The 20,703-nt window shown below is 63.1% G+C and carries 20 protein-coding genes and 1 pseudogene; 9 read left to right on the top strand and 12 right to left on the bottom strand.

What is annotated here, in order from left to right:
• Positions 1-126: 126 nt before the first annotated feature.
• Together MTX19_RS06630 and MTX19_RS06625 are read right to left on the bottom strand one after the other, a co-directional pair.
• Positions 127-474: a hypothetical protein gene (locus MTX19_RS06630; protein ID WP_280982932.1), complete on the bottom strand. Its 348-nt coding sequence runs from the start codon at positions 472-474 to the stop codon at positions 127-129.
• A 259-nt stretch (positions 475-733) separates the two neighbouring features.
• A complete protein-coding gene (locus MTX19_RS06625; RefSeq protein ID WP_280982931.1) occupies positions 734-1,357 on the bottom strand; it encodes an ABATE domain-containing protein in 624 nt (207 codons plus the stop codon).
• A gap of 151 nt (positions 1,358-1,508) precedes the next feature.
• On the opposite strand from MTX19_RS06625, the gene MTX19_RS06620 reads away from it, so the two are divergent.
• Genes MTX19_RS06620 through MTX19_RS06610 form a run of 3 tightly spaced genes read left to right on the top strand, consistent with a single transcriptional unit; the run spans position 1,509 to position 3,736 of the window.
• On the top strand, positions 1,509-2,204 hold the full coding sequence (locus MTX19_RS06620; protein WP_280982930.1) for an alpha/beta hydrolase: 696 nt from the start codon (positions 1,509-1,511) through the stop codon (positions 2,202-2,204).
• Positions 2,205-2,237: 33 nt separating this feature from the next.
• A complete protein-coding gene (locus tag MTX19_RS06615; protein WP_280985891.1) occupies positions 2,238-2,837 on the top strand; it encodes a TMEM175 family protein in 600 nt (199 codons plus the stop codon).
• Between the two features lie 44 nt (positions 2,838-2,881).
• Positions 2,882-3,736, top strand: coding sequence for an alpha/beta hydrolase (locus MTX19_RS06610; protein WP_280982928.1), 855 nt, complete (start codon positions 2,882-2,884; stop codon positions 3,734-3,736).
• A 58-nt stretch (positions 3,737-3,794) separates the two neighbouring features.
• Here the strand turns inward: MTX19_RS06610 and MTX19_RS06605 are convergent, their stop codons facing one another.
• Positions 3,795-5,096, bottom strand: a complete 1,302-nt coding sequence (locus MTX19_RS06605) for a sorbosone dehydrogenase family protein (RefSeq protein ID WP_280982927.1) — start codon at positions 5,094-5,096, stop codon at positions 3,795-3,797.
• Between the two features lie 409 nt (positions 5,097-5,505).
• On the opposite strand from MTX19_RS06605, the gene MTX19_RS06600 reads away from it, so the two are divergent.
• Positions 5,506-5,790, top strand: a complete 285-nt coding sequence (locus tag MTX19_RS06600; RefSeq protein WP_280973905.1) for a hypothetical protein — start codon at positions 5,506-5,508, stop codon at positions 5,788-5,790.
• A gap of 126 nt (positions 5,791-5,916) precedes the next feature.
• Here the strand turns inward: MTX19_RS06600 and MTX19_RS06595 are convergent, their stop codons facing one another.
• The 3 genes from MTX19_RS06595 to MTX19_RS06585 all read right to left on the bottom strand — a co-directional run bounded on the left by MTX19_RS06595 (position 5,917) and on the right by MTX19_RS06585 (position 8,158).
• The gene (locus MTX19_RS06595) at positions 5,917-7,146 is read right to left on the bottom strand and encodes a serine hydrolase domain-containing protein (RefSeq protein ID WP_280982926.1); all 1,230 of its coding nucleotides are present in this window, start codon (positions 7,144-7,146) and stop codon (positions 5,917-5,919) included.
• Between the two features lie 241 nt (positions 7,147-7,387).
• The gene (locus MTX19_RS06590) at positions 7,388-7,936 is read right to left on the bottom strand and encodes a DUF488 domain-containing protein (RefSeq protein ID WP_280982925.1); all 549 of its coding nucleotides are present in this window, start codon (positions 7,934-7,936) and stop codon (positions 7,388-7,390) included.
• A 12-nt stretch (positions 7,937-7,948) separates the two neighbouring features.
• Positions 7,949-8,158: a DUF2945 domain-containing protein gene (locus tag MTX19_RS06585; protein ID WP_280973909.1), complete on the bottom strand. Its 210-nt coding sequence runs from the start codon at positions 8,156-8,158 to the stop codon at positions 7,949-7,951.
• 966 nt (positions 8,159-9,124) lie between these two features.
• Here MTX19_RS06585 and MTX19_RS06580 point away from each other — a divergent pair.
• The 4 genes and pseudogenes from MTX19_RS06580 to MTX19_RS06565 all read left to right on the top strand — a co-directional run.
• Positions 9,125-9,652, top strand: a pseudogene (locus tag MTX19_RS06580) (CHASE domain-containing protein); the annotation flags it as partial.
• Positions 9,653-9,694: 42 nt separating this feature from the next.
• A complete protein-coding gene (locus tag MTX19_RS06575; protein ID WP_280984710.1) occupies positions 9,695-10,726 on the top strand; it encodes an ATP-binding protein in 1,032 nt (343 codons plus the stop codon).
• Complete coding sequence (locus MTX19_RS06570; protein WP_280982924.1) at positions 10,695-11,330, top strand: response regulator; 636 nt, start codon at positions 10,695-10,697, stop codon at positions 11,328-11,330. Before MTX19_RS06575 ends, MTX19_RS06570 begins: the two co-directional genes overlap by 32 nt.
• Positions 11,327-14,185, top strand: a complete 2,859-nt coding sequence (locus MTX19_RS06565) for an EAL domain-containing protein (protein ID WP_280982923.1) — start codon at positions 11,327-11,329, stop codon at positions 14,183-14,185. The genes MTX19_RS06570 and MTX19_RS06565 overlap by 4 nt, the downstream gene beginning before the upstream one ends.
• A gap of 57 nt (positions 14,186-14,242) precedes the next feature.
• Here the strand turns inward: MTX19_RS06565 and MTX19_RS06560 are convergent, their stop codons facing one another.
• From MTX19_RS06560 to MTX19_RS06550, 3 genes are all read right to left on the bottom strand, one after another.
• Positions 14,243-14,410: a hypothetical protein gene (locus MTX19_RS06560; RefSeq protein WP_280982922.1), complete on the bottom strand. Its 168-nt coding sequence runs from the start codon at positions 14,408-14,410 to the stop codon at positions 14,243-14,245.
• 5 nt (positions 14,411-14,415) lie between these two features.
• On the bottom strand, positions 14,416-15,030 hold the full coding sequence (locus MTX19_RS06555; protein WP_280982921.1) for a methyltransferase domain-containing protein: 615 nt from the start codon (positions 15,028-15,030) through the stop codon (positions 14,416-14,418).
• A gap of 294 nt (positions 15,031-15,324) precedes the next feature.
• Positions 15,325-16,047, bottom strand: coding sequence for a hypothetical protein (locus tag MTX19_RS06550; RefSeq protein WP_280982920.1), 723 nt, complete (start codon positions 16,045-16,047; stop codon positions 15,325-15,327).
• A gap of 144 nt (positions 16,048-16,191) precedes the next feature.
• On the opposite strand from MTX19_RS06550, the gene MTX19_RS06545 reads away from it, so the two are divergent.
• On the top strand, positions 16,192-16,773 hold the full coding sequence (locus tag MTX19_RS06545) for a TetR/AcrR family transcriptional regulator (RefSeq protein ID WP_280982919.1): 582 nt from the start codon (positions 16,192-16,194) through the stop codon (positions 16,771-16,773).
• 123 nt (positions 16,774-16,896) lie between these two features.
• On the opposite strand, the gene MTX19_RS06540 is transcribed toward MTX19_RS06545, so the two are convergent.
• The 3 genes from MTX19_RS06540 to MTX19_RS06530 all read right to left on the bottom strand — a co-directional run bounded on the left by MTX19_RS06540 (position 16,897) and on the right by MTX19_RS06530 (position 20,698).
• The gene (locus tag MTX19_RS06540; protein ID WP_280982918.1) at positions 16,897-17,802 is read right to left on the bottom strand and encodes an MFS transporter; all 906 of its coding nucleotides are present in this window, start codon (positions 17,800-17,802) and stop codon (positions 16,897-16,899) included.
• A 329-nt stretch (positions 17,803-18,131) separates the two neighbouring features.
• On the bottom strand, positions 18,132-19,319 hold the full coding sequence (locus tag MTX19_RS06535) for an MFS transporter (protein ID WP_280984709.1): 1,188 nt from the start codon (positions 19,317-19,319) through the stop codon (positions 18,132-18,134).
• Positions 19,320-19,330: 11 nt separating this feature from the next.
• Positions 19,331-20,698, bottom strand: a complete 1,368-nt coding sequence (locus MTX19_RS06530; protein WP_280982917.1) for an NAD(P)-binding domain-containing protein — start codon at positions 20,696-20,698, stop codon at positions 19,331-19,333.
• Positions 20,699-20,703: the final 5 nt, after the last annotated feature.

Here is a 20,703-nt window from a genome sequence, read left to right as displayed (position 1 = left end):
CTTGAGGACGGCCGCCGAAGGCGGCCTATGCCTCTCCAAGGGAGAGGTAAACATCGGGCGACGCGGCAGCTCGCCCTATCTCAGGACGTCTCGATGGGGGCGTCCGACTCGCTATGCGGTTCAATCTCACTTTTCCTTCAGCGCCTTCTCGTGCGCCTCGAGCGCCGACGTCATCAGCTTCGGCAATTGCCGCGCATAGGTCTCGATGAAGGTCGCATCGCCGCAGGCTTGCGGATCGCGCGCGACCTCCTCCGCGACGCGTGCGGCCTTGGCCTCGCACTTCGCGAAGATGTGCCAGAACCAGTCCGCGTTCTCGCCGAGCGCAGCCTTGTTCTTCTTGATGACGGCGGCCCCGACCGCGCTCATCGCGCTGACGGCGCCCGCGCTCAGCGTGCTGATGGCCTGCGCGTTCAAGATATCCTCGCGTGCCTGCGCCTGGTCGCTGGTCGCGGTCGCTCGTCCTTTGGCCGGCATGATCGAGCTCCTCGTCGTCCCCTTCGCGGGTGAGCATCGGATGCGGAGGTTGACGAACACTCAAGGGATATGGGTTGGAAATCGTTTTGGATTTCGTTCCGGTTTTATGCGCTTCAGAAGCATCGGGCGGAGCGCTTCGGGTTCCCTCTCCGTGCGGTGTACGACGCGGGAACCGTTATGCTTTGGCGCTGGATCAGCTGGTCGGCGGCATCGTCGAGAATTGCCGACGCCGCTTGCCGCGGCCTGGTGATTGCGGGTCTCAGCCCCTCTCCTTCTGCCGCTGCCGATGCGCGGCCTGCTTGGCGCGATTGCCGCAGAGCGCCATGCTGCACCACCGCCGCGCACGCGCCCGCGTGTGATCGGCGAACATCAGCGTGCAGGCCGGGCCCTCACAGGCCTTGATGTCGGCAAAGCTCTCCTCGCAGACGACCCTGGCCATCGCCTCGCCGATCGGTAGCAGCAATGACTCGGCCGAGCGCCAGCGCCGCGTCCGTTCGAGCATGAAGCCGTCGCCCCGGTCATGGCGATGCGCGACGATCCGGCTGAATGCGTCGTCGCGTTCGAGCAGATCATTCAGCGGCGCGAGTTCGCGCAGCGCCCTTGCCGTCAGCGCCCGGCCCATGTGCTTGCGCACGAAACCGCGGAACCATTCGCGCAAATCGCGGGCCTGCTCGGCCACCCTGTCCAGTTCGCCCGGCTTCGCCCGTGCCTTGAGCGCGTCCAGCACCTCGGACGGAACCAGCTTCGCCTGCGCGAGCCAGCGCAACAGGCCGTCGCCATCGGCGATCCAGTCGACCGGCGTGTCGACGGGGGTCGCGATCGAATTGATGAAATCGAGGCCCAGGGCGTCCGCGATGAAGATGGCCGGCGGATGGGATTGCAAGGCGAGGTCCTCCTGGCGGTGTCTTTCAGGCCGCCTGAAATAACCTGATTAATGGCTGTTGACAAGTTACGCACAATGAGTCACAAGCATCGTAACCTGCAAAAGGCCAGTTGACAGGTTACGACAGGTGGACCCGACGAAGGAGCGAACAATGGCGAACAAGGATCTGAGCGTAGTGCTTGCGCATGGCGCGTGGGCCGACGGTTCGAGCTGGGCGCGGGTGATCACGGCACTCGATGCGGAGGGCATCAGGGCCGTGGCGGCGCCGCTGCCGCTCACCTCGCTGGCCGCCGATGTCGCGGCACTGAACCGCGCGCTGGATCACGTCGACGGCGACATCGTGCTGGCCGGTCACGCCTATGCCGGCGCCGTGATCGCCGAAGCCCGATCGCCGCGCGTCAAGGCGCTGGTCTATGTGACAGCCCTTGCACCCGACGAGGGCGAGACGGTCGCCGACGTGTTCTACCGTCTGCCGCCGCATCCGTTCGCACCGAAGCTCGCACCCGACGGCAACGGGCTTATCTGGCTGCCTGAGTCCGCCTTCGCATCGGCCTTCGCGCAATGCGCGACACATGAGGATCTTGCAGTACTCGCTGCGGTGCAGCGTCCGATCTCACCGGCCTGCATCACCGTGCCGGTCGGCCGCCCGCTGTGGAAGGACGTGCCGGCCTGGTTCCTGGTCGCCGAGGACGACCGGATGATCGTGCCGGAGACCCAGCGCAGCATGGCCGCGCGGATGAAGGCCACGGTGCGCTCGCATGCCGTCGATCACACCCCGATGGTCACAGCAACGCCGCACGTCGCTGACATCATCCGAGAAGCTATCCGCAGCGTTAAGGAGCACTGAGACTCATTCCGCACACAGGACAGGAGAGCTGCCATGGAGGAGAAACGTCCGTCGGCGGATCGGCTTGGCGCGTTTTCCGATGCGGTGATCGCGGTGATCATCACCGTGATGGTGCTGGAGCTGAAGGCGCCGGAGGGCTCGGCGTTCGCCGACCTGCTCCCGTTGTGGCCGACCGCGATCAGCTACGCGGCGAGCTATCTGTTTATCGCGGTGATCTGGGTCAATCACCACCATCTGCTGCATCTGGTGCGGCAATCGACGCCGCGGCTGATCTGGCTGAACTTCGTCCACCTCTTCGCAGTCTCGCTGCTGCCCTTCGCAACCGCGTGGGTCGCGCGATCGCACATGGCCGCAGCGCCGGTGGTGGTCTATGCGGTGATCTTTCTCGTGATCGACCTCGCCTATCTTGCCTTCGAGCGCGCGGTGCTCGCGCAGGCGGACCAGAGCGTGATCTCCGAACGCGTTCGCAGATGGACACAGGTCCGCACGCTGCTCGCGGTACTGGTGTTCGCGGCAGGCGCCGCCATCGCTCCGTTCATGCCACTGCTGGGCTTTGCCACCGTGTGCTGCGCCCTGCTGCTGTATCTGCGGCCCGAAGCCATCAGCGGGTTTGCCCGGCAGATCAAATCCTAACCTCCGAGACTTCACCACCAAATCACGACCACAAGGAGTGACAGATGTCCCAGGTCAAATACCGCTCTGCCGATGTCGACGGCTTCAAGGTGTTCTATCGCGAGGCCGGATCGCCTGATACGCCGAAGCTGCTGCTGTTGCACGGCTTCCCGAGCGCCGGGCACATGTTCCGCGATCTGATCCCGCTGCTCTCCGACCGCTTCCACATCGTGGCGCCGGACCTGCCCGGCTTCGGCCAGTCGGACATGCCGCCGCGCGACGCCTTCAGCTACACTTTCGAGAGCATTGCCGGCGTGATCGACCGCTTCACCGAGGTGATCGGGTTCGACCGCTTCGCCGTCTATGTCTTCGACTATGGCGCACCGACCGGCTTCCGCATCGCCGCAAAACATCCGGAGCGGATCACGGCGATCATCTCGCAGAACGGCAACGCCTATGAGGAAGGCCTGAGCGACGGCTGGAATCCGATCCGCGCCTATTGGCAGGATCCGTCGCAGGCGAACCGCGATGCGCTGCGCGCGCTGCTGACGCCGGAAACGACGCGCTGGCAATACACGCATGGCGTCCCCAATCCGGAGACGGTGTCGCCGGACGGCCAGAACCTCGACAATTTCTACATGGCGCGCCCCGGCGCCCATGAGGTGCAGCTCGACCTGTTCGGCGACTACAAGAGCAACGTCGCGCTCTATCCGGCTTTCCAGAACTATTTCCGCACGCACCGGCCGCCATTCCTGGCGGTGTGGGGCAAGAACGATCCGTTCTTCCTGCCGCCGGGCGCCGAGGCGTTCAAGCGGGATAATCCGCGCGCGGTGGTCCACTTTCTCGACACCGGGCATTTCGCGCTGGAAACCCATGCCGCCGAGATCGCCGCGAGCATTCGCGAGGTCCTGCCGCGCTGATGCCGCGCACGGGAGCGCTCATGCCGGGCGATCCCGTGCTCTCGACGAAGGGTGCTATTTACGCGCCCGTCACGCGCCAGATCACGTTGCCGACATCGTCGGCTACCAGCAGCGAGCCGTCCGGGCCGAGCGCGACGCCGACCGGACGGCCGTAGGACACCTTCTCGTCGGGCGCGAGGAAGCCCGACAGGATGTCGCGTGCAGGGCCCGAGGGACGCCCCTGCTCGAACGGCACGAACACCACCTTGTAGCCGGAGAGCGTCGAACGATTCCACGAACCGTGCTGGCCGATCACCATGCCGTCCGGAAAGCCCGGCAGCGTACCCTTGGGCATCCAGCACAGGCCGAGCGAGGCGGTGTGGCCGCCGAGCGCGTAATCCGGCTGGATCGCCTTGGCGACCATCGCCGGATCCTGCGGCACGCGGTCGTCGACCGTCTGCCCCCAGTAGCAATAGGGCCAGCCGTAGAAGCCGCCGTCGCGCACCGAGGTCAGGTAATCCGGCGGCGTCTCGTCGCCGATGCCGTCGCGCTCGTTGACCACGGTCCAGAGCACGTTGCTGGTCGGCTCCCAGGCGAGCCCCACCGGATTGCGCAGGCCGCTCGCATAGATGCGGCTGGTGCCGGCGGCGAGATCGAGCTCGTAGATCGCGGCGCGGCCTTGCTCGACTTCGAAGCCGCTTTCGGCGATGTTGCTGAGCGAGCCGACGCCGGCGTAGAGCTTGCTGCCGTCGGCGCTCGGCAACAGGCTGCGGGTCCAGTGGCCGGCGGGCTTGAAGGTGACGAGCTTGCGTCCCTGTGCCGTGATGCGGTCCGCACCTGCGGTGTAGGGGAAGGCGACCACGCCGTCGGTGTTGCCGACATAGAAGGTGTCGCCGACCAGCGCCATGCCGAATGGCTGGCTCAAGCCCTCCATGAAGGCGCCGCGGACTTCGGCGATGCCATCGCCGTCACGGTCGCGCAGCAGCGTGATGCGGTTGGCGCTGACGCCGAGCGCCGCGGCGCGCCGCATCGTCGCCTGCATCGCATAGTGAAACACGGTACGCGGGGCGCCCGCGATCTGCGTCGCCTCCGCGATCAGCACGTCGCCATTGGGCAGCACGTTGATCCAGCGCGGGTGGTCGAGCCCGGCGGCGAATGCGTTAACCTCAAGCCCGGGCGCCGCGGTCGGCTTTTGGCCGTCGTCCCAGCCCCGCGCCGTCGGCATCTTGAGCGTCGGAATCGCGCCTTGCGACTTCGCCGCCGGAATCTGCGGCGCGCTGCCCCAGGCCGGCTTGGGCGCCTCGCCCTGCATCCGCCGCCACGCCACCGCCACAGCGCCGATCCCCGCAACGACGCGCGCAAAAATTCCGGACATGCTCATCAAAATCCCCCATTTCCGATCGCGCGCAACCAATGTCGCGGCTGGGCTTGCCGGCCCTCCGGCCCCTGCGAGCAATGGCATAATGCCAGCGTCGATGACAGTAATTATACGATCTTCGCAGATCTCTTCGAATCGGGGAAACTGCGCGCACGTTCTTTGTGAACGCTTCCTCCCTGAGATCTTGCCCGCCGCAGTGGCGGGCTTCTTTTCCCGATATCGCGGCCATGCGGCTCGTGTGCGGCTGCCCGTCGCGCGGTGCAGATCGTCCGCCACAGAATGTCGCGCGGTGCAGATCGTCCGCCACAGAATGATGGCGCAGCCGCGCTCGTTCACATCGGAGTTGATCGGAAAAGCGGGAACGCTCCCCCATTCGAGGTCGTTGGTCGCGATACCAGCAAGGAGCTCGTGAATGCAAACAAAGATCAAAGTCGTGTCACTGGCCGCAGCAACGCTGCTCGCAACGACGGCAGGCGCATTCGCACAGGGCTACTATCCCTACGGGGACTACGGAGCCTGGCAATATAGGGGCGGCCCGCACTACGAAGCCGTGCCGCCAGACGTGAGTTACTATCCGGCCCAACCCGGCTGGTATGGTTCCCTCAACGGCACCAACCATCCGACGCCGAGCTCGCCCCAGGGCGACGTCGGTCCGGAAGGCAACAACAACGGCACGCTGACCGGCTTCTACCGGTAGTGATACACCCACGTGGAATTGAGGCCTGTCGCTCGCCGAGCGACGGGCCTTTTTCGTTGTTCCAGCGAAGGTAACGTCACGATGCGGTGACGTCGCTCACTTCACCATCGCGCCATAGACGATGTCCTAGACGTTCTCGCGATAATATTTGCGGAGCTGGCCGGGGGCCGCCGTTCCCACCACCACGACGAGGCGCTCCTTCGGGTCACAGAAGAATTGCGTGCCGTAGGCGCCGTTCCAGGTGAACTCGCCGGGATTGCCGGGCACCGACGACAGGCCCTCGCTGGTCCGCACCGCGACGCCGAGGCCGAAGCCGAAACCGCCGCGATGCAGCTCGACATTGGCGACATTGTTCTTGATCTCGGGCCCGAGATGGTTCGACGTCATGTGATGCACGGTCTTCGGGCTCAGGATGCGCTTGCCGTCGAGCTCGCCGCCGTTGAGCAGCATCTGTCCGAAGCGGAGATAGTCGCCGACGGTCGCAAACGAGCAGGCGCCGCCGCAGTCGAACTTGGTTTGTGCATCGAGCAGCTTGATCGCCTGCAGCATGCCGGTGAGCGGATCGTTGGCGAACGGATGTGCGAGACGCGCGCGCTGCGCCTCCGACGGATGGAAGGTCGCGTCCTTCATGCCGAGCGGTCCCCAGACATTGGCTGCGAGGTAATCGCCGAGCCGCTGCCCGGAGACCTTTTCGACGACCGCGCCGAGCACGTCGATCGAGAAGCCGTATTCGAACGCGGTCGATGGCTGGTGCGCCAGCGGCAGCTTGGTGATGCGCTCGATGAAGGCCTGGGTGTCGCCCTCAAGCGCCGGCGCGGTGCCGTCGGGATAGAGCCGCACCAGCGGGCTCGAACTGTCGGGTCGCCCGCCATACATCAAGCCCGAGGTGCGGCGATAGAGATCGTGAATGTGGATCGGTGAGGCCTGCGGCTCCATCTTCAACGAGCCGTCCGGCTGCGGCACGCCCACCTTCATCTCGCCGAACGCCGGATAATATTCGGTGAGCTTCGCCTGCAGCGGCAGGCGGCCCTGCTCCATCAGCGTGAGACCCGCGACCGCCGTCATCGGCTTGGTCATCGACGCCAGCGCGAACACCGCATCGATCGGCATCGGCGTGCCGTTCGCCGCGTCGAGCTGGCCATAGGCCTTGTAATGCACGAGCTTGCCATCGCGCGCGATCGCCACCACGGCGCCCGGCACTCGCTTCGCCGCGATCTCGCGCGCAAAGAAATCGTCGAGTCGCGCGAGGCCCTTCTGCGAAAAACCGACCTCATCGGGCTTCGCCTCGGGCAACGGGGCTGCGTGAGTCACGCCGGCGGCGAGCACAGCCGCGGCAGCCATGATGAAACGTCTCATCGTTCCTCCCAGGGATCGCGGGCGATTGTTGTTCGATGCGCTGCCCGCCGGCCGCTGGCTTAGATCACGCCGGCAGGAGCGACAAGGTTTGGTGACGCGCGGCAGCGTCACGCGCGTGCATGCCTGCCGAGAAGAACGGCTCGACCTCATGCTCGAATGTCTTGAGCACGGCCGTGACGCAGGCCTGAGGCTCCTTGAATTGAAGCCCGAGGCGGCAACAGCCGGGGCTTCGCTTTCGATCTCACGTATCCGGTCGCTCCGCAGCCGGATAGACCACCGTCCCATCTCCCTGCACGACGGCGCCTTCGGTGAGGCGGGCCGGCTCCAGCCGGCCCTGCCCCATGATGTGGAAGACAGTCTCGCCGGACGCGATGAGATGATCGGCGACGATGCGACGGTGGCAACGCCACCACACCGCTTCCGAGCACATGATCACGCAGCGCTGCCGGTGACCCTCGTCGCGCAGATGTTGCAGACCTAAGTGAAACTGCGCCGACAACGCATAGTCGGCGTAGTTGTGAAAGCTGTCGTTGGTCCAGAAGCCGTTGACGGCAGACGGCAGGCTTCGTGCCTTGCCGCGAAGCCCGCCGAGATCGGCGACATGCTCATACGAAATGCCGGCCGCCGCCAGCGGTTCGGGCAGCGCATCCTTGTTGAACTGCGGATTGGTTCGCGACCGCGGCACCGTTCTGATGTCGACGACGCGGTCGATCCCGGCTCCGGCGAGAAGCGCGATGAAATCCTCGAGGCTCCGGGTGGAATGGCCGATCGTGAAGAACGGAAGCGTCACGCTCCGCCTTCGCTACGCCAGATGGAGGGCGCTGCCCTTGTGGGCCGCGATATGATCGGTCTTGTCGCTCTTGATCTCGTATTGCGGATCGGCCTCCGAGGCACGGTGCGTATGCCCCTTGTAGTCGAAGTCGCTGGTGTGCACGGCGATGATGGTGCCCGAGACCCGACCGGCCTCGGAATTCCAGCTCACATGATCGCCGACCTTGAATTTCATGGCCATGTCGAGGCGTCCTTCAGGTGCGGATAGAGGCGATGATACCGCGCAAACGGCGGCACGGAATCAAACGCCCACCGTTCAAACGATCTGGGGCCTGCCAGGTTCCGCGACATGCAGGGGCGGCACGCATTCAGAACCCGGATGTCGCTGGGCTCATCCGGGCTGAATTCGTTCTCGCCATCAGCTCCAGCGGCTTCATCAAATCGGCGACGGCTGCACCTTGCGGAGCGATGTCGATCGCAAGCAATATCGCCGGCACGGTCGCGCTCGGATTGTGGGAGACCCGGTGGATGGCGTCTTGATGACGCCGGTGCAAGAGCCATCTTCGGCGCGGGTGCTGTTGGATAAAAGTTTAATGATCTGAGAAAGACAATCTTGGTGCAACTTCTTTCACATCAATCTGCTGCTCGCACCGGTTGAGCGGTTTTACGAAATTCTAATCCAGCCTGTGCAATCCTTGCTCACGCTGCACTCTGTTTGATCACGCGCCTGTCGGGCAGACAAGTGGGGCAACCGATCCAGGCGATCGTCGCAACCGCAATTGCTTGTCGTCGCAATCGGGGCCAGATGTCCGTTGGACCAAGCCAGCGAGATCGGAGGCGCAGGTCCGTTAGAGGGACGGCAACATGCCTGGGCTTGTTTGGCGAAGAAATCGGGAGTTGCGATCCGCCGCTGACGGCGGGCGAGCTCACCTAGGCAGTCGGCTTGCTTCGCTGCTGCGTATTGCAGTTGGAAGGTATCCTGCCGGTCTACTGGCTGCCGTTGCGTTGGTTTCCCTCGCAACGGCATCTTTCTGGATGTCGTCAAATGCATCGACAGAGTCGGCTCGAATTGCCAACGTCCGATTCAGGTTCAAGGTTGGCCAGGCGCAATTTGCAATACGCCAAAGGCTCACAGCCTATCAGGAGGTATTGCGCGGAGGCGTTGGGCTCTTTGCGGCGACTGGCAATCAGGTGACGCGCGGCGTGGCACGCCTACGTCAACACGCTTGCCATCGATAAGAACTATCCGGGAATTCAGGGCATCGGATTTGCGAAGCACATTGCCGCGCAGCAGCGCAACGCACACGTTCTGGAACTCCGCTCTGAAGGATTCCCCGACTATCAGATCAAGCCGGCCGGCGATCGCGATGAGTACACGTCGATCATCTATTTGGAGCCATTCGATTGGCGTAATCGGCGCGCCTTCGGCTTCGACATGTTCACCGAGCCGGTGCGGCGGGAAGCCATGGTCACGGCGCGTGACACTGGCGCACCGTCGATCTCCGGCAAAGTCACCTTGGTGCAGGAGACGGATCAGGAGGCCCAAAATGGATTCCTGATGTACCTGCCGGTGTATCAGGCGGCCGTGTCGCCGGCCACTGTCGAGGAGCGGAGAGCCGGGCTCGTCGGGTATGTCTATGCTCCGTTTCGTATGCGCGACCTGATGCGAGGCATTCTGGGATCGGAACAGTTCTCCAGCCTCAGGCTGGAAATCTACGACGGAGCTACGCTTCAAGAGAACGAACTCTACGATAGCGCTCGTCCCTCCCACCCACAGATGGCGTCTGCGTTCACCGTGATCGAGCCGCTGGTGATAGACGGACGCACCTGGACGATACGCTTCAGTACATTGCCGACATTCGATGCCGGAATTGACGTGCAGAAGCCCCGGCTCATTCTGTCAGCCGGCCTCCTCGTCAGCTTGCTGTTTTCTGTTGCGGTTTGGTCCCTGTGGGTCAACCGTGCGAAAGCGCGCGAACTGGCCGATGCCAATGGGCAGCTAAGCCAGTCGAAGGACGCGGCCGAAGCTGCAAATCGCGCCAAGTCGCTGTTTCTTGCAAATATGAGCCATGAGCTGCGTACACCGTTGAATGCAGTGCTCGGCTATGCGCAGCTGTTGAAGCGGGATAGAAGCTTGAGCAAATGGCAAGCCAGCGCAATCGATACCGTTCAGCGCAGCGGCGAGCACCTCTTGACGCTGATCAGCGATATTCTCGACGTGTCCAAGATCGAGGCCGGCAAGCTCGACATTGTTCCCGGGCCGGTCGAGCTGCCAGCTTTCCTCACCGGCGTCGCTGACATTATCCGCGTCCGTGCGGACGAAAAGGGGATCGGATTCGTTTTCGAGCGGTCGTCGGATATCCCGCGCTGGGTGCAGGCCGATGAGAAGCGGCTGCGGCAAGTGCTTCTCAACCTGCTCGGCAACGCGATCAAGTTCACCGATCGTGGTCAGGTGACCTTTCGCGCAAGCCGAGTCGCAAATTCAAGTGATGAGGTGCGACTCCGCTTTGAGGTGCAGGACACCGGGGTCGGCATTGCCGGTGACAAGCATGCCGTCGTCTTCAAGCCGTTCGAACAGGTTTGTGATCCGCACCGCCGGTCCGGTGGAACGGGTTTGGGTTTGAGTATCAGCCGAGAATTGCTGCGGTTGATGGGAAGCGAGATCGAGTTCGAAAGCACGCCGGACGTGGGAAGCCGGTTCTGGTTCGAAGTATCGCTGCCCGCACTCGAAATTGGTCTATCTGCAGACCGGCCCAAAGAGGCGGTTACGGCGTACCATGGACCGCGCCGGAGCATTCTCCGCGGATGACGTTGCGGAGAATCGCTCGGTGTTGGCGAGCATGCTCGGTGGCGTTGGCTTTGAGGTTCGTGAGGCCACTAACGGTCTGCAGGCGCTGGAGCAGGCCAGCTCGACGCGTCCCGATCTTATCGTGACGGACGTCATGATGCCCGTCATGGATGGGCTCGAAGCGATACGTGCGATGCGCCGGCTGGATGTCCTGAAGGCAACCCCAATTATCGCGGTGTCGGCCAGCGTCGGTACAGATGATCAGGCGAAGAGTCTGGCGGCAGGTGCGAACGCATTCCTGAGCAAGCCGGTCAACCAGGAGCATCTGTTCCGGGAAGTCGGCACGCTGCTCGAACTGGGCTGGATCTATCGACAGGGCGCCGGCGGGGACACCGGCGAACCGATTGTCGCGCCGCCCGATGCAGAACTGCAGCGCCTTTACGAGGTGGCGAAGACTGGGAACATGCGCGTGATCAGGGAATTGGCGGACGATCTTGCGGCTGACAACGCGACATTCGGCGCCTTCGCCGCTCGGCTCCGAGAGCTTGCTGATGCCTACGACTCCAAGGCGCTGGTTGCCTTCGTTGAGAGCCATCTTGAGGGAAAGCGGGGAGTTGCCGCATGAGTGAGGGCTTTGCCAGCGACGTCATGGGTCGGACGGTCCTTGTCGTCGATGACACACCTGCGATGCTGCGCGTTGCCGCGGAGCATCTGGAACGCGACGGCTTCAACGTCACAGTTGCTCGCGACGGCGAGGAGGCGCTGGCGCGGGCCGAGCTGGTACGGCCCGACCTTGTTCTGCTTGACGTCATGATGCCACGGATCGACGGCTTTGAAACCTGCCGGCGTCTCCGGGGAATCACAGGGCTCGAGGATATTCCGGTGATTTTCATGACCGGTCTGTCCGATAGCGCCAACACGGTCAGGGCCTTCGCTGCGGGCGGCGTCGACTATGTAACGCAGCCATTTCAGCCTGAGGAATTGCTCGCGCGCGTGAGGACCCATCTGACGCTGCGCGCAGCGCAACAGACTGCAAAACAGGCGGAGCAGGAGGCCAAGGAAGCCCACGCGCGCTTGCTGGATGCGTTGGAGGTAATCCCCGAGGGGCTCGCTGTGTTCGATGCCGAGGACAGATACGTTCTGTGGAACAAGCGGTACGCCGAGCTCTATGCCGAGAGCGGCGAGATAATCAAAGGCATGAAGTTCGAAGAGACGTTGCGTGCTGGGCTTGCCCGCGGCCAATATCCCGATGCGGTCGGCCGCGAAGAAGAATGGCTGGCGGCTCGTCTTGCCCGGCATGCCGAGCCCCGTTGCGCGCACGAGCAGCACCTTCCCGGAGATCGCTGGCTGCGCATCGAGGAGCGGCGGACGGCAGACGGCGGAAGCGTGGGTATCCGGATCGACATCACCGATTTGAAGCTCCGCGAGGAGTCTTTCAGGCTGCTGTTCGAGGGAAATCCAATCCCGATGTGGGTTTACGATCGTGAGAGCTTGAGAATCGTGGCCGTCAACAATGCGGCTGTCGATCACTATGGCTACAGCCGCGAGAAATTCGTTTCGATGTCGATCCTCGACATCAGGCCGCGAGAGGAGCGGAACGATGTGCTTGCGGCCGTCGCAGTGAACGAGTCGGATAAGGCAAGGCAAGAGCGGTCTTGGCGGCATCTCAAGGCCGATGGAACGCCGATCGACGTGTCCATTTATTCCCACAAGCTACGCTATGAGGGACGCGATGCAGCGCTGATTGCGGCCATTGATATCACCCAGCGCAAGCGGGCCGAGAATGAGTTGAGAGAAACCCGCGAATTTCTCGACACGGTCATCGAGAACGCGCCGACTCCCGTCATTGTGAAGGATGCGCAGAGCTTCAAATATATCCTGCTCAACCGCGCCGCCGAGCGGTTACTGGGCGTTCCGCGCACTCGCTATATCGGGAAGACAGCATTCGAGGTCTACTCCAAGGAAGAAGCCGAATCGATCACTGGGCAAGATCGGGCGATCGTGAAGTCGCGTCGCCAGCAGTTCTTCGATGAACATTGGCTCGATACCCCGGGGAACGGCAGGCGGAACGTCAAGTCAACCAGCTTCCCGGTGCTCAGTGCTACGGGCGACCCGCAGTACCTGCTAGCAGTTATCGAAGACGTGACGGAGCGTAAGGAAGCGCAGGCGCGTATCCAGCACATGACGCTCCACGATCCGTTGACGGACTTGCCCAACCGGACGGCATTCAACGAGCATCTGGCGTCGGCCTTCGAAGCGGCCAAGGCGTCGGGCAAGGAGTTTGCCGTTCTCTTCCTTGATCTCGATCGCTTCAAGGAGGTCAACGATGTCTTCGGGCATCACGTAGGCGATGCACTTTTGTGTCGAGTATCGGAACGAGTATCTGCAGCTGCGGAGGGAGCATTCCTGGCGCGCTTGGGCGGCGACGAGTTCGTCCTCATCGTTACGGACGGCCCGGAGCCTTCAGGCGCGATGGCCCTTGCCGATCGCCTCCTTGCGGCGAGCAGCGGCGAATTCGAAATCGACGGCCATCGGACGTTCATGGGGCTCAGCATCGGCGTTGCGATCTATCCGGCGGATGGAGCGGATCCCGGAACGCTCGTCGCGAATGCCGAGGCAGCGCTGTACCGCGCCAAGGCTGAAGGCCGCGGTAGGGTTCGCTTTTTCGACGCGGAATTGGACAGACAGCTGCGCGAGAAGCGCGCGCTGCACCAGGATCTGCACGCGGCTGTCTCCGACGGGCAGCTCGTCCTGTACTATCAGCCTCAAGCAAAGATCGCCGGCCAGGTCATCGGCTTCGAAGCCTTGGTGCGCTGGCAGCATCCCACTCGAGGACTTGTCTCGCCGGGCGTTTTCATACCGCTTGCCGAGGAGAATGGTTCGATCCTTGCGATCGGAAATTGGGTTCTGCGAGAGGCCTGTCGCGAAGCGGCTTCCTGGAAGCAACCATTGCGCATCGCCGTCAACCTTTCGCCTGCACAGTTCCTGCATGGAGACCTTCCGACCCTGGTGTACACCACGCTGCTGGAGACGGGCCTCGCCGCCGACCGGTTGGAGCTGGAGATCACCGAGGGTGTCCTGATCGGGGACCATGATCGCGCGCTTGCTATTCTGCGGCGCCTCAAAACGCTCGGCGTCCATATTGCAATGGACGATTTCGGAACCGGTTATTCATCCCTGTCGTATCTGCAATCGTTTCCGTTCGATAAGATCAAAATCGACCAGTCGTTCATTTCGAATGTCGAGTGTAACGGCCAGTCCGCGGCGATCATCCGCGGTGTGATCGGGTTGGCCAAGGGGCTTGATCTCCCTGTGGTCGTGGAAGGCGTCGAAACCCATGAACAGCTCGACTTCCTGTCGCGCCAGGCCTGCGATGAGGTTCAGGGCTATCTCATTGGCCGCCCGCGCCCGATAGCGGACTATGCGGAGACGATCGGTCGCCGCGCCGAGGTCAGGCACCCGGCGGCCGCTTTGGGTTGAATGGTGGTGTTTGGCCACGCTTGCTTCGGTTCTGATTCAATCAGAACCGAAAATGCTCTAGCCTTTTGCCGTCGCCAGGTTGGTGCTGAGCTCGAATGCGAGCACCGATCCATAGCTGTAGCGGTCCAGCACAGGCACACTCTCGCCCACAATGGCCTCCACCACATGCTTGCGTACCTGGTCGCCCATGGTTTTCACGGCAGTGCTCATGCCGACGAGCGCCATCGTGTTCAATCGCAGGAAGGGCGCGCCATCCTCGAACGCACCGTGCGCGACATCGTCCTTAACCGGACCTCGCGGAAGCCGGCATCGCGCAGCAACACCTCAAGCGGCGCGGCATCTCCAAAGCCGTGGCGCTGATCTACGATGGCGCCCACGTGTCGCTCCGCGACGCGGCGCAGCTCCCGCACGAACGGGATTTCATCGTCCGACCGCCATGTGGCGATCGCCAACCTGCCGCCCTTCGCCAAGGCCCGCCGCATTTGCGCCGCCGCCGCCGGCTTATCGGGAAAGAACTGCAATCCCTGCTGGCACACAACAATCTCGAACTGCTCCCCATCACGCAGGGACAAGGCAGTGGCATTGCCTTCGCGCCAGTCGATCCGGGGCGCCACGGCGCGCGCAACAGCAAGCATGTCGGGACTGACATCGACGCCGACGACGTGTCCGGCGTCACCGAGCCGTTCTCTTGCTACGCGTGCCACTACTCCCGTTCCACAGGCAACATCGAGGATGCGATCGCCTGGGGATAGCCCCACCTGTGCAAGGATCGCTTCGGCCCACGGCCGGAAGAGAGGATCTACGAGCCATCGCTCGTACATTTCCGAAAAGCTTGCCTGGGTCATGGCTGTCCTCGAGCAACCCGGCAGATCGGCAAGCAAGCCGCCAAATCGCAGGTTTTCGCAGAACGACCAGCCGGCGCGCACGCTGGCCTATGCCATCATAGCACCACGGCGAAGCAATGGTGGCCATCTTCATCGGCCGTGGCCTGGCAAACCATCTCACCACGTCACGCGGAAGCCGCCGGTGCCTTGTAGCCGTGGTTCTCGTTCGGGTTGTCGAGGCTGGCGCGATAGAGCGGTCCGGCCGGCGCGGCGGGGGCCGGCGACGAGTCGCGCTGCTCGCTTCGTTAGCCTCGGTCATTGCGCGCTCTCAATGGCCATTGTCCCGATCGCATCGGGGGCGGACCGAAGCTTGACCATGATCACGACGTGAACCAGGAGATCGACCGGGACCAGCATCGCAGGCACGAAGATCCAGGGCAGCGTCCCCATCACCAGCGTGCCAGGCCCTTCCGTGAATACGCGGAATGCGGTGCCCGGTACCGACAGCATCGCAAGCGCAAGCGCGGTGAGCAGGTCGAGCAACCCGAACGCGTTCCACGCGCCGAGCCATAGCTTCGGTGTTTTGATGCCGAATCCGAACAAGGCCAAGAACACCAGCGCTATCGCACCGGTAATCATGTCGCCGATGGCGGCAACAGGCGCGAACGGCGCCGACAGCCGCCCGTCGAAATAGAGAAGCAGGAAGAACACGCCGGCGACACGGCCGGCATGCACCGCCACCAGGGCCGGCATTGGAACCGATAGCAGTGCGTCACGTGCCTGCGGAATCAGCACCCAGGCTCCAAACAGGATCGCGAGCAAAAGCGTGAACGGCACGAGGTTGACCGGAAACGGACCGAGTGTCCCCGGCGACAGGACGCGAAGCCCATAGACTGCGACGACGGCGGCGAGCCACGCCGCCGTGGCTGCAAAGAGGGCGATCCTGGATCCTGCGCGAAGGGGCGCAGGGCCAATCAACAGACCCGCCTGCGCCGCGCAATAGGCGGTGGCAAAAATCGCTGCGATGATATCGAGCATCGTAACCTCCCGGGTTATCTACCGCGCGATAACCGAACTCGATATATGATAGTGAACAAAATGTTCGAGACAACAGACAACCCGCGACTTCCGTTCGTTACCGAACGATCGACGGCATGAGTCCGGAAAAGCAGGGGGTGAAGAATGGAAAGAGAGATCGACCGGCGCGTCGCCCGCACCCGGCGAACGCTTCATGAGGCGCTGATCCGGCTGATCAAGCGCAAGGGCTACGATGCCCTTACGGTGCAGGAGATCATCGATGAGGCCGACATCGGCCGCGCAACTTTCTACGCCCACTACCGCGGCAAGGACGATCTGCTGCGCGGCGGCTTCGAGCGGCTTCGCGGCGAGCTGAAAGCCGCACGACGAGAGGCGCGACAGCGCGAGCGGGATCGGCCGCTGACATTCAGCCTCGCGATGTTCGAGCATGCCTGCGTCTACCGGGACGTTTATCGCGCCATGTTGGGAGGACAGGGCAGCATGATCGCTCGTAACGAAATCCGCCGTGTGCTCGCCGAGTTGGTCAAGGAAGACCTCTCCGAAGTCAGGAACGATGTTGCGGTCCCACGCGAACTCATGCTGCAATTCGTCGTGGATACCTTCCTCACCGCCCTGACCTGGTGCCTCGAGAAGCGGCCGAAACTGGCGCCTTCCGAGATCAACGACATGTTCCGTCATTTGGTGACCCGAGGCATCGGGCGGGCAATCGTCGCGAGCGGCCGTTGACGCGTGGCGATGATCTGCAGAGCCCAGGCAATATCGGCAACGCTATCGCGAGGCGCTGCGATCCCGTGCCACCGATCAATCCCATTAGCGGCATTACGGGCCCGACCGGGATGTTGAGTTTCATCAGTTCGCCTCAGTCAGTCTGGTTTGGTTCTTGGGTTCGTGAATGCAGTCCTCTTGAAAATGACTGACCTGGGTCCGAGGCTTGATTCGGCGGTACAGCTGACGCAGCGATAGCGCGTGCAACAGGATCGAGCTTGGCACTACGAAAGCAGGAGTCAGCACATCCGGATAAGCGCCGGCGCCGATGCTCAGCACATTCGGAACGATCAACTGGAACCGACCTGGCGAGGTGACCATCCCCAAGGTGATCGCGACGGCGAAGTCGGCGAGTCCGAACATATTCCAGATGATCGCCGCCCTTCGGCCCTGAGCAGTACCGCTCGCCACGGCAATCGCCACCGGCACTGCGAATAGACCGGTCAGCACATCGCCAATTCCCGCAGGCCAGGCGAGCACGCCGGGCAGCACCTCACGCAGTCCGGCAGCGAGAGCCCAACTGCCGAATACGCGATAAAGCTGAAGAGCGACGAGCCAGGTTGCCGGCATGGCATCGAGCACCTGCCCCATCCGTTTCGACAACAGCAAAAGCGGCGCGCCGATGATCACCGGCAGGAAAATTGCCAACGGCAGCGCCGGCAAGGGTGAGATGCCCGTGCGGAAAGCACCATTGATCGCGGCACTCCAGGCGACGGCGAACCAGAGCGTGTCCGGGATCATGACCGCCAGCCAGGTCGTGCGGCGTTGGTCCGGCGTCAGGCCGGCGGCTTCGAGGCCGAGCCACAATCCGACCGCGATGAGCCCGTGCGCCATCAACTGGTGTGCCGTGGTCGGAACGCCGCTGGTCTGGATGATCGGCTGCCAGTAGATCAACATAATCCACAGCGCCGTCAGCAGCACAAGCCATAGCAGACCACGCCATCCCTGGCGCATGGAGCCGGTATCGGCATGAACGACTGAGACTGTCATGTTGTCTCCTCCTCGCGAGAACTTTGCCAATCGCGCGGCAGAAAGTTCAGCCTGATCCGAGCGCACTTGATCGTGCGGATCGAGGCCCGCCCAAATCTGCCCGGACTGCACGCGCCGATCGACCGCTACGAGCTGCTCCGTGCGAGTGACGATACAGCCGTTCCGGCGGGCGACTATCCGCAATAGCGTTTACGGGGCGTGAAGCAGAGCTTCACAGTCAGGCAGCGCGCAGCGACGAAAAAGCCCGCCATACGGCGGGCTCTTCATCCGGATTTCGAAAAGCTTGGTTGCGGGGAGGTGCAACCACCCGACAAAGTCCCATCATAGCCTCAGGCCGTCTTCTTTATGGGCTCGGGTTGAGCCGTCAGCTCCGCTGTCGAGCGGTGTAGCGCCATCAGCGCGACCAGTGCCGCAAGACAGAGGCCAGCCGACACTACAACCACAAACTTGCCCATCGGCTCGATCAGAAGACCGAAGGCAACCGGCGCTAAGGCTTGGCAGATGCGCGATGGCGCACCGATCAGGCCAAGCCGGTAGGCATAGTTCTCCGGCCCAAAGATCGCGAGGGGCAAGGTGCCCCGTGCGATCGTTAGGATGCCGTTGCCCGCGCCATGAAGAAGCGCGAAGGCTGCGGCAGCCCCTCCTCCAAAGATCCCGATCACGCAAGCGCCGATCGGATGGGTGACGCAGGCAAGCCGCGTCGAGAGTATCGGATGAAATCGGTTGAGAAGGCTTGCTTCCACGATCCGGGCACCGACCTGGGCGGGACCAATCATCATGCCGGCAAATACGGCCTGCGCCGGCGTCGCCCCGAAAGCTTCAACGATCCGCGGCAAGTGTGCGGCCATCGCTGAAGTGACGGTCCAGGCGGCTGCAAAAGCGAAGGACAATAGCACCATCGTCCGGTCGATTGAGATGTGCGGTTTAGCTATCGGCCCGGCCGTGACTTGCCGGCTCCTCGCCCGCGGCAGCGAAAGATTGAGCGGAAGGCCGATCAAGATGTGCCCAAGCGCCCAAGCATAGCAGGTCTCGCGCCATCCGATGGTCTCGAGGCCAAGCGAACTGAGAGGCCAACCAACCGTACTCGCGAAACCTGCGATCAGCGTGATGCCGGTGATCGCACTCCGTGCGTCAGTACCATAGATGCGTCCCAGGGCCCCGAAAGCCGCGTCATAAAGACCGAAACCCATGCCGGTGCCAAGCAGCACCCATGCCGCCGACATCGTCCATAGAGAGGTCGATGCTCCGAGCAATGCGAGGCCGCCGGCGAGAAGCAGATTGGAGATGCACAGGACCTGGCGGCCGCCGACCCGGTCGATCTGACGCCCAACGCGCGGTCCCAGCAATCCTGAGATCACCAGCGATGCCGAGAAGGCGGCAAACAACCAGTTGCTCGAAATCCCGAGATCGTGCGCGATCGGATCGGCGAGAATGGCCGGCAGATAGTAGCTCGATCCCCACGCCAGCGTCTGGGCTGTGCCCAACGCCGCGATTACGCCCAATCGTCGTCGATCCACGCCGCCAGCCCTTACGAACAGCCGCAGCCGGATTTCCCGGCTGCCTTCGCCGCGGCGTCGTCTGCGCAGCAAGCCGCGGCGCCGGCCGGTGCCGGACCGCCACAACAACCCGATGCAGCCGCACCGCCCTCCACGCCTCCGCGCGTGCAGACGCCGGTCTCGGGCAACTCAAGCTCGACACGCGCAGCAGCTTCCTTGTCGCCGGCAATATCGGCAGCGATCGAGCGCACCTGCTCGTAGCCGGTGATCATCAGAAAGGTTGGTGCGCGACCGTAGCTTTTCATGCCGGCAAGGTAGAAGCCCGGATCATCCTGCATCAGCTCACGGGCGCCATGTGGACGCACGGTGCCGCAGCTGTGTTCGTTCGGATCGATCAAAGGCGCCAACGCGATCGGCGCTTCGATGGCGGGATCGAGACGCAGACGGATTTCGTTCAACATCGAAAGATCGGGCCGGAATCCGGTCGCGACAATGAGTTCATCCACCGTCACATGGCGTCCGCAGCACCCCGTTCCGGTAGCGACGCGCAACTGGCCGTTGACTGGAGCGATCGCAGCGACGGCAAAGCCAGCCTCGACCTTCACCTGCCCCCACGCAACGAGTGAAGCGAGGTGCGTCCCAAGCTCGCCGCGGGCCACCAGCTTGTCGTTGGCACCGCCGCCGAAGGATTTTGCCGGATCGTTGCCGCGCAACAACCAGATCACGCTCGTACCGGGCGCCTGCTGAGCAAGCGTCGTCAGGTCGATAAGCGTGCCGATGGCAGAGTGCCCTGCCCCGAGCACGGCGACGGACTTGCCGGCAAAACGTGCGCGGTCCTTTCCAAGAACATCCGGCATGCCGTAGGAAATTTGCGCTTGCGCCTCGCGCTCTCCGATGGCCGGTAGGCCGTTCGAACCCGCCGGGTTTGGTGAGCCCCACGTGCCCGAAGCATCAATGACCGCGTCAGCCAGGAGCGTCTCCGGCCCCTTGCCATTCTGATAGCGTATCTCAAAAGGTACTTGGTCTCGGCCCCGCGTTTTTGCCTTGTCGAAGCCGAGCCGGCTGATGGCCGTTACCCGGCTGGACGTTCGTATGACATCCTTCAAGGGCGTCCTGGCCGCGAGCGGATCGAGATAGTGCTCCAGCAATTCGGCCCCGGTTGGATAGACCTGCGGATCGGGCGAGTTCCAACCCATCCGCGACAAAAGCCGTCCAGCCGCCTTATCAACATTGTATTCCCATGGCGAAAAGAGCTGCACGTGCTGCCATTGACGCACGCCATACGCGGGCTCAGGGCCAGCCTCAAGGACAACCGGCGTCATGCCGCGCTCCAAGACATGCGCCGCTGCCGCCAACCCGACGGGACCCGCACCGATGACAGCAACCCTCTTGCCGCTCATTTCTT

The sequence above is a fragment of the Bradyrhizobium sp. ISRA464 genome (assembly GCF_029910095.1).
Lineage (GTDB): Bacteria > Pseudomonadota > Alphaproteobacteria > Rhizobiales > Xanthobacteraceae > Bradyrhizobium.
This window is presented reverse-complemented; position numbering and strand designations above follow the sequence as displayed.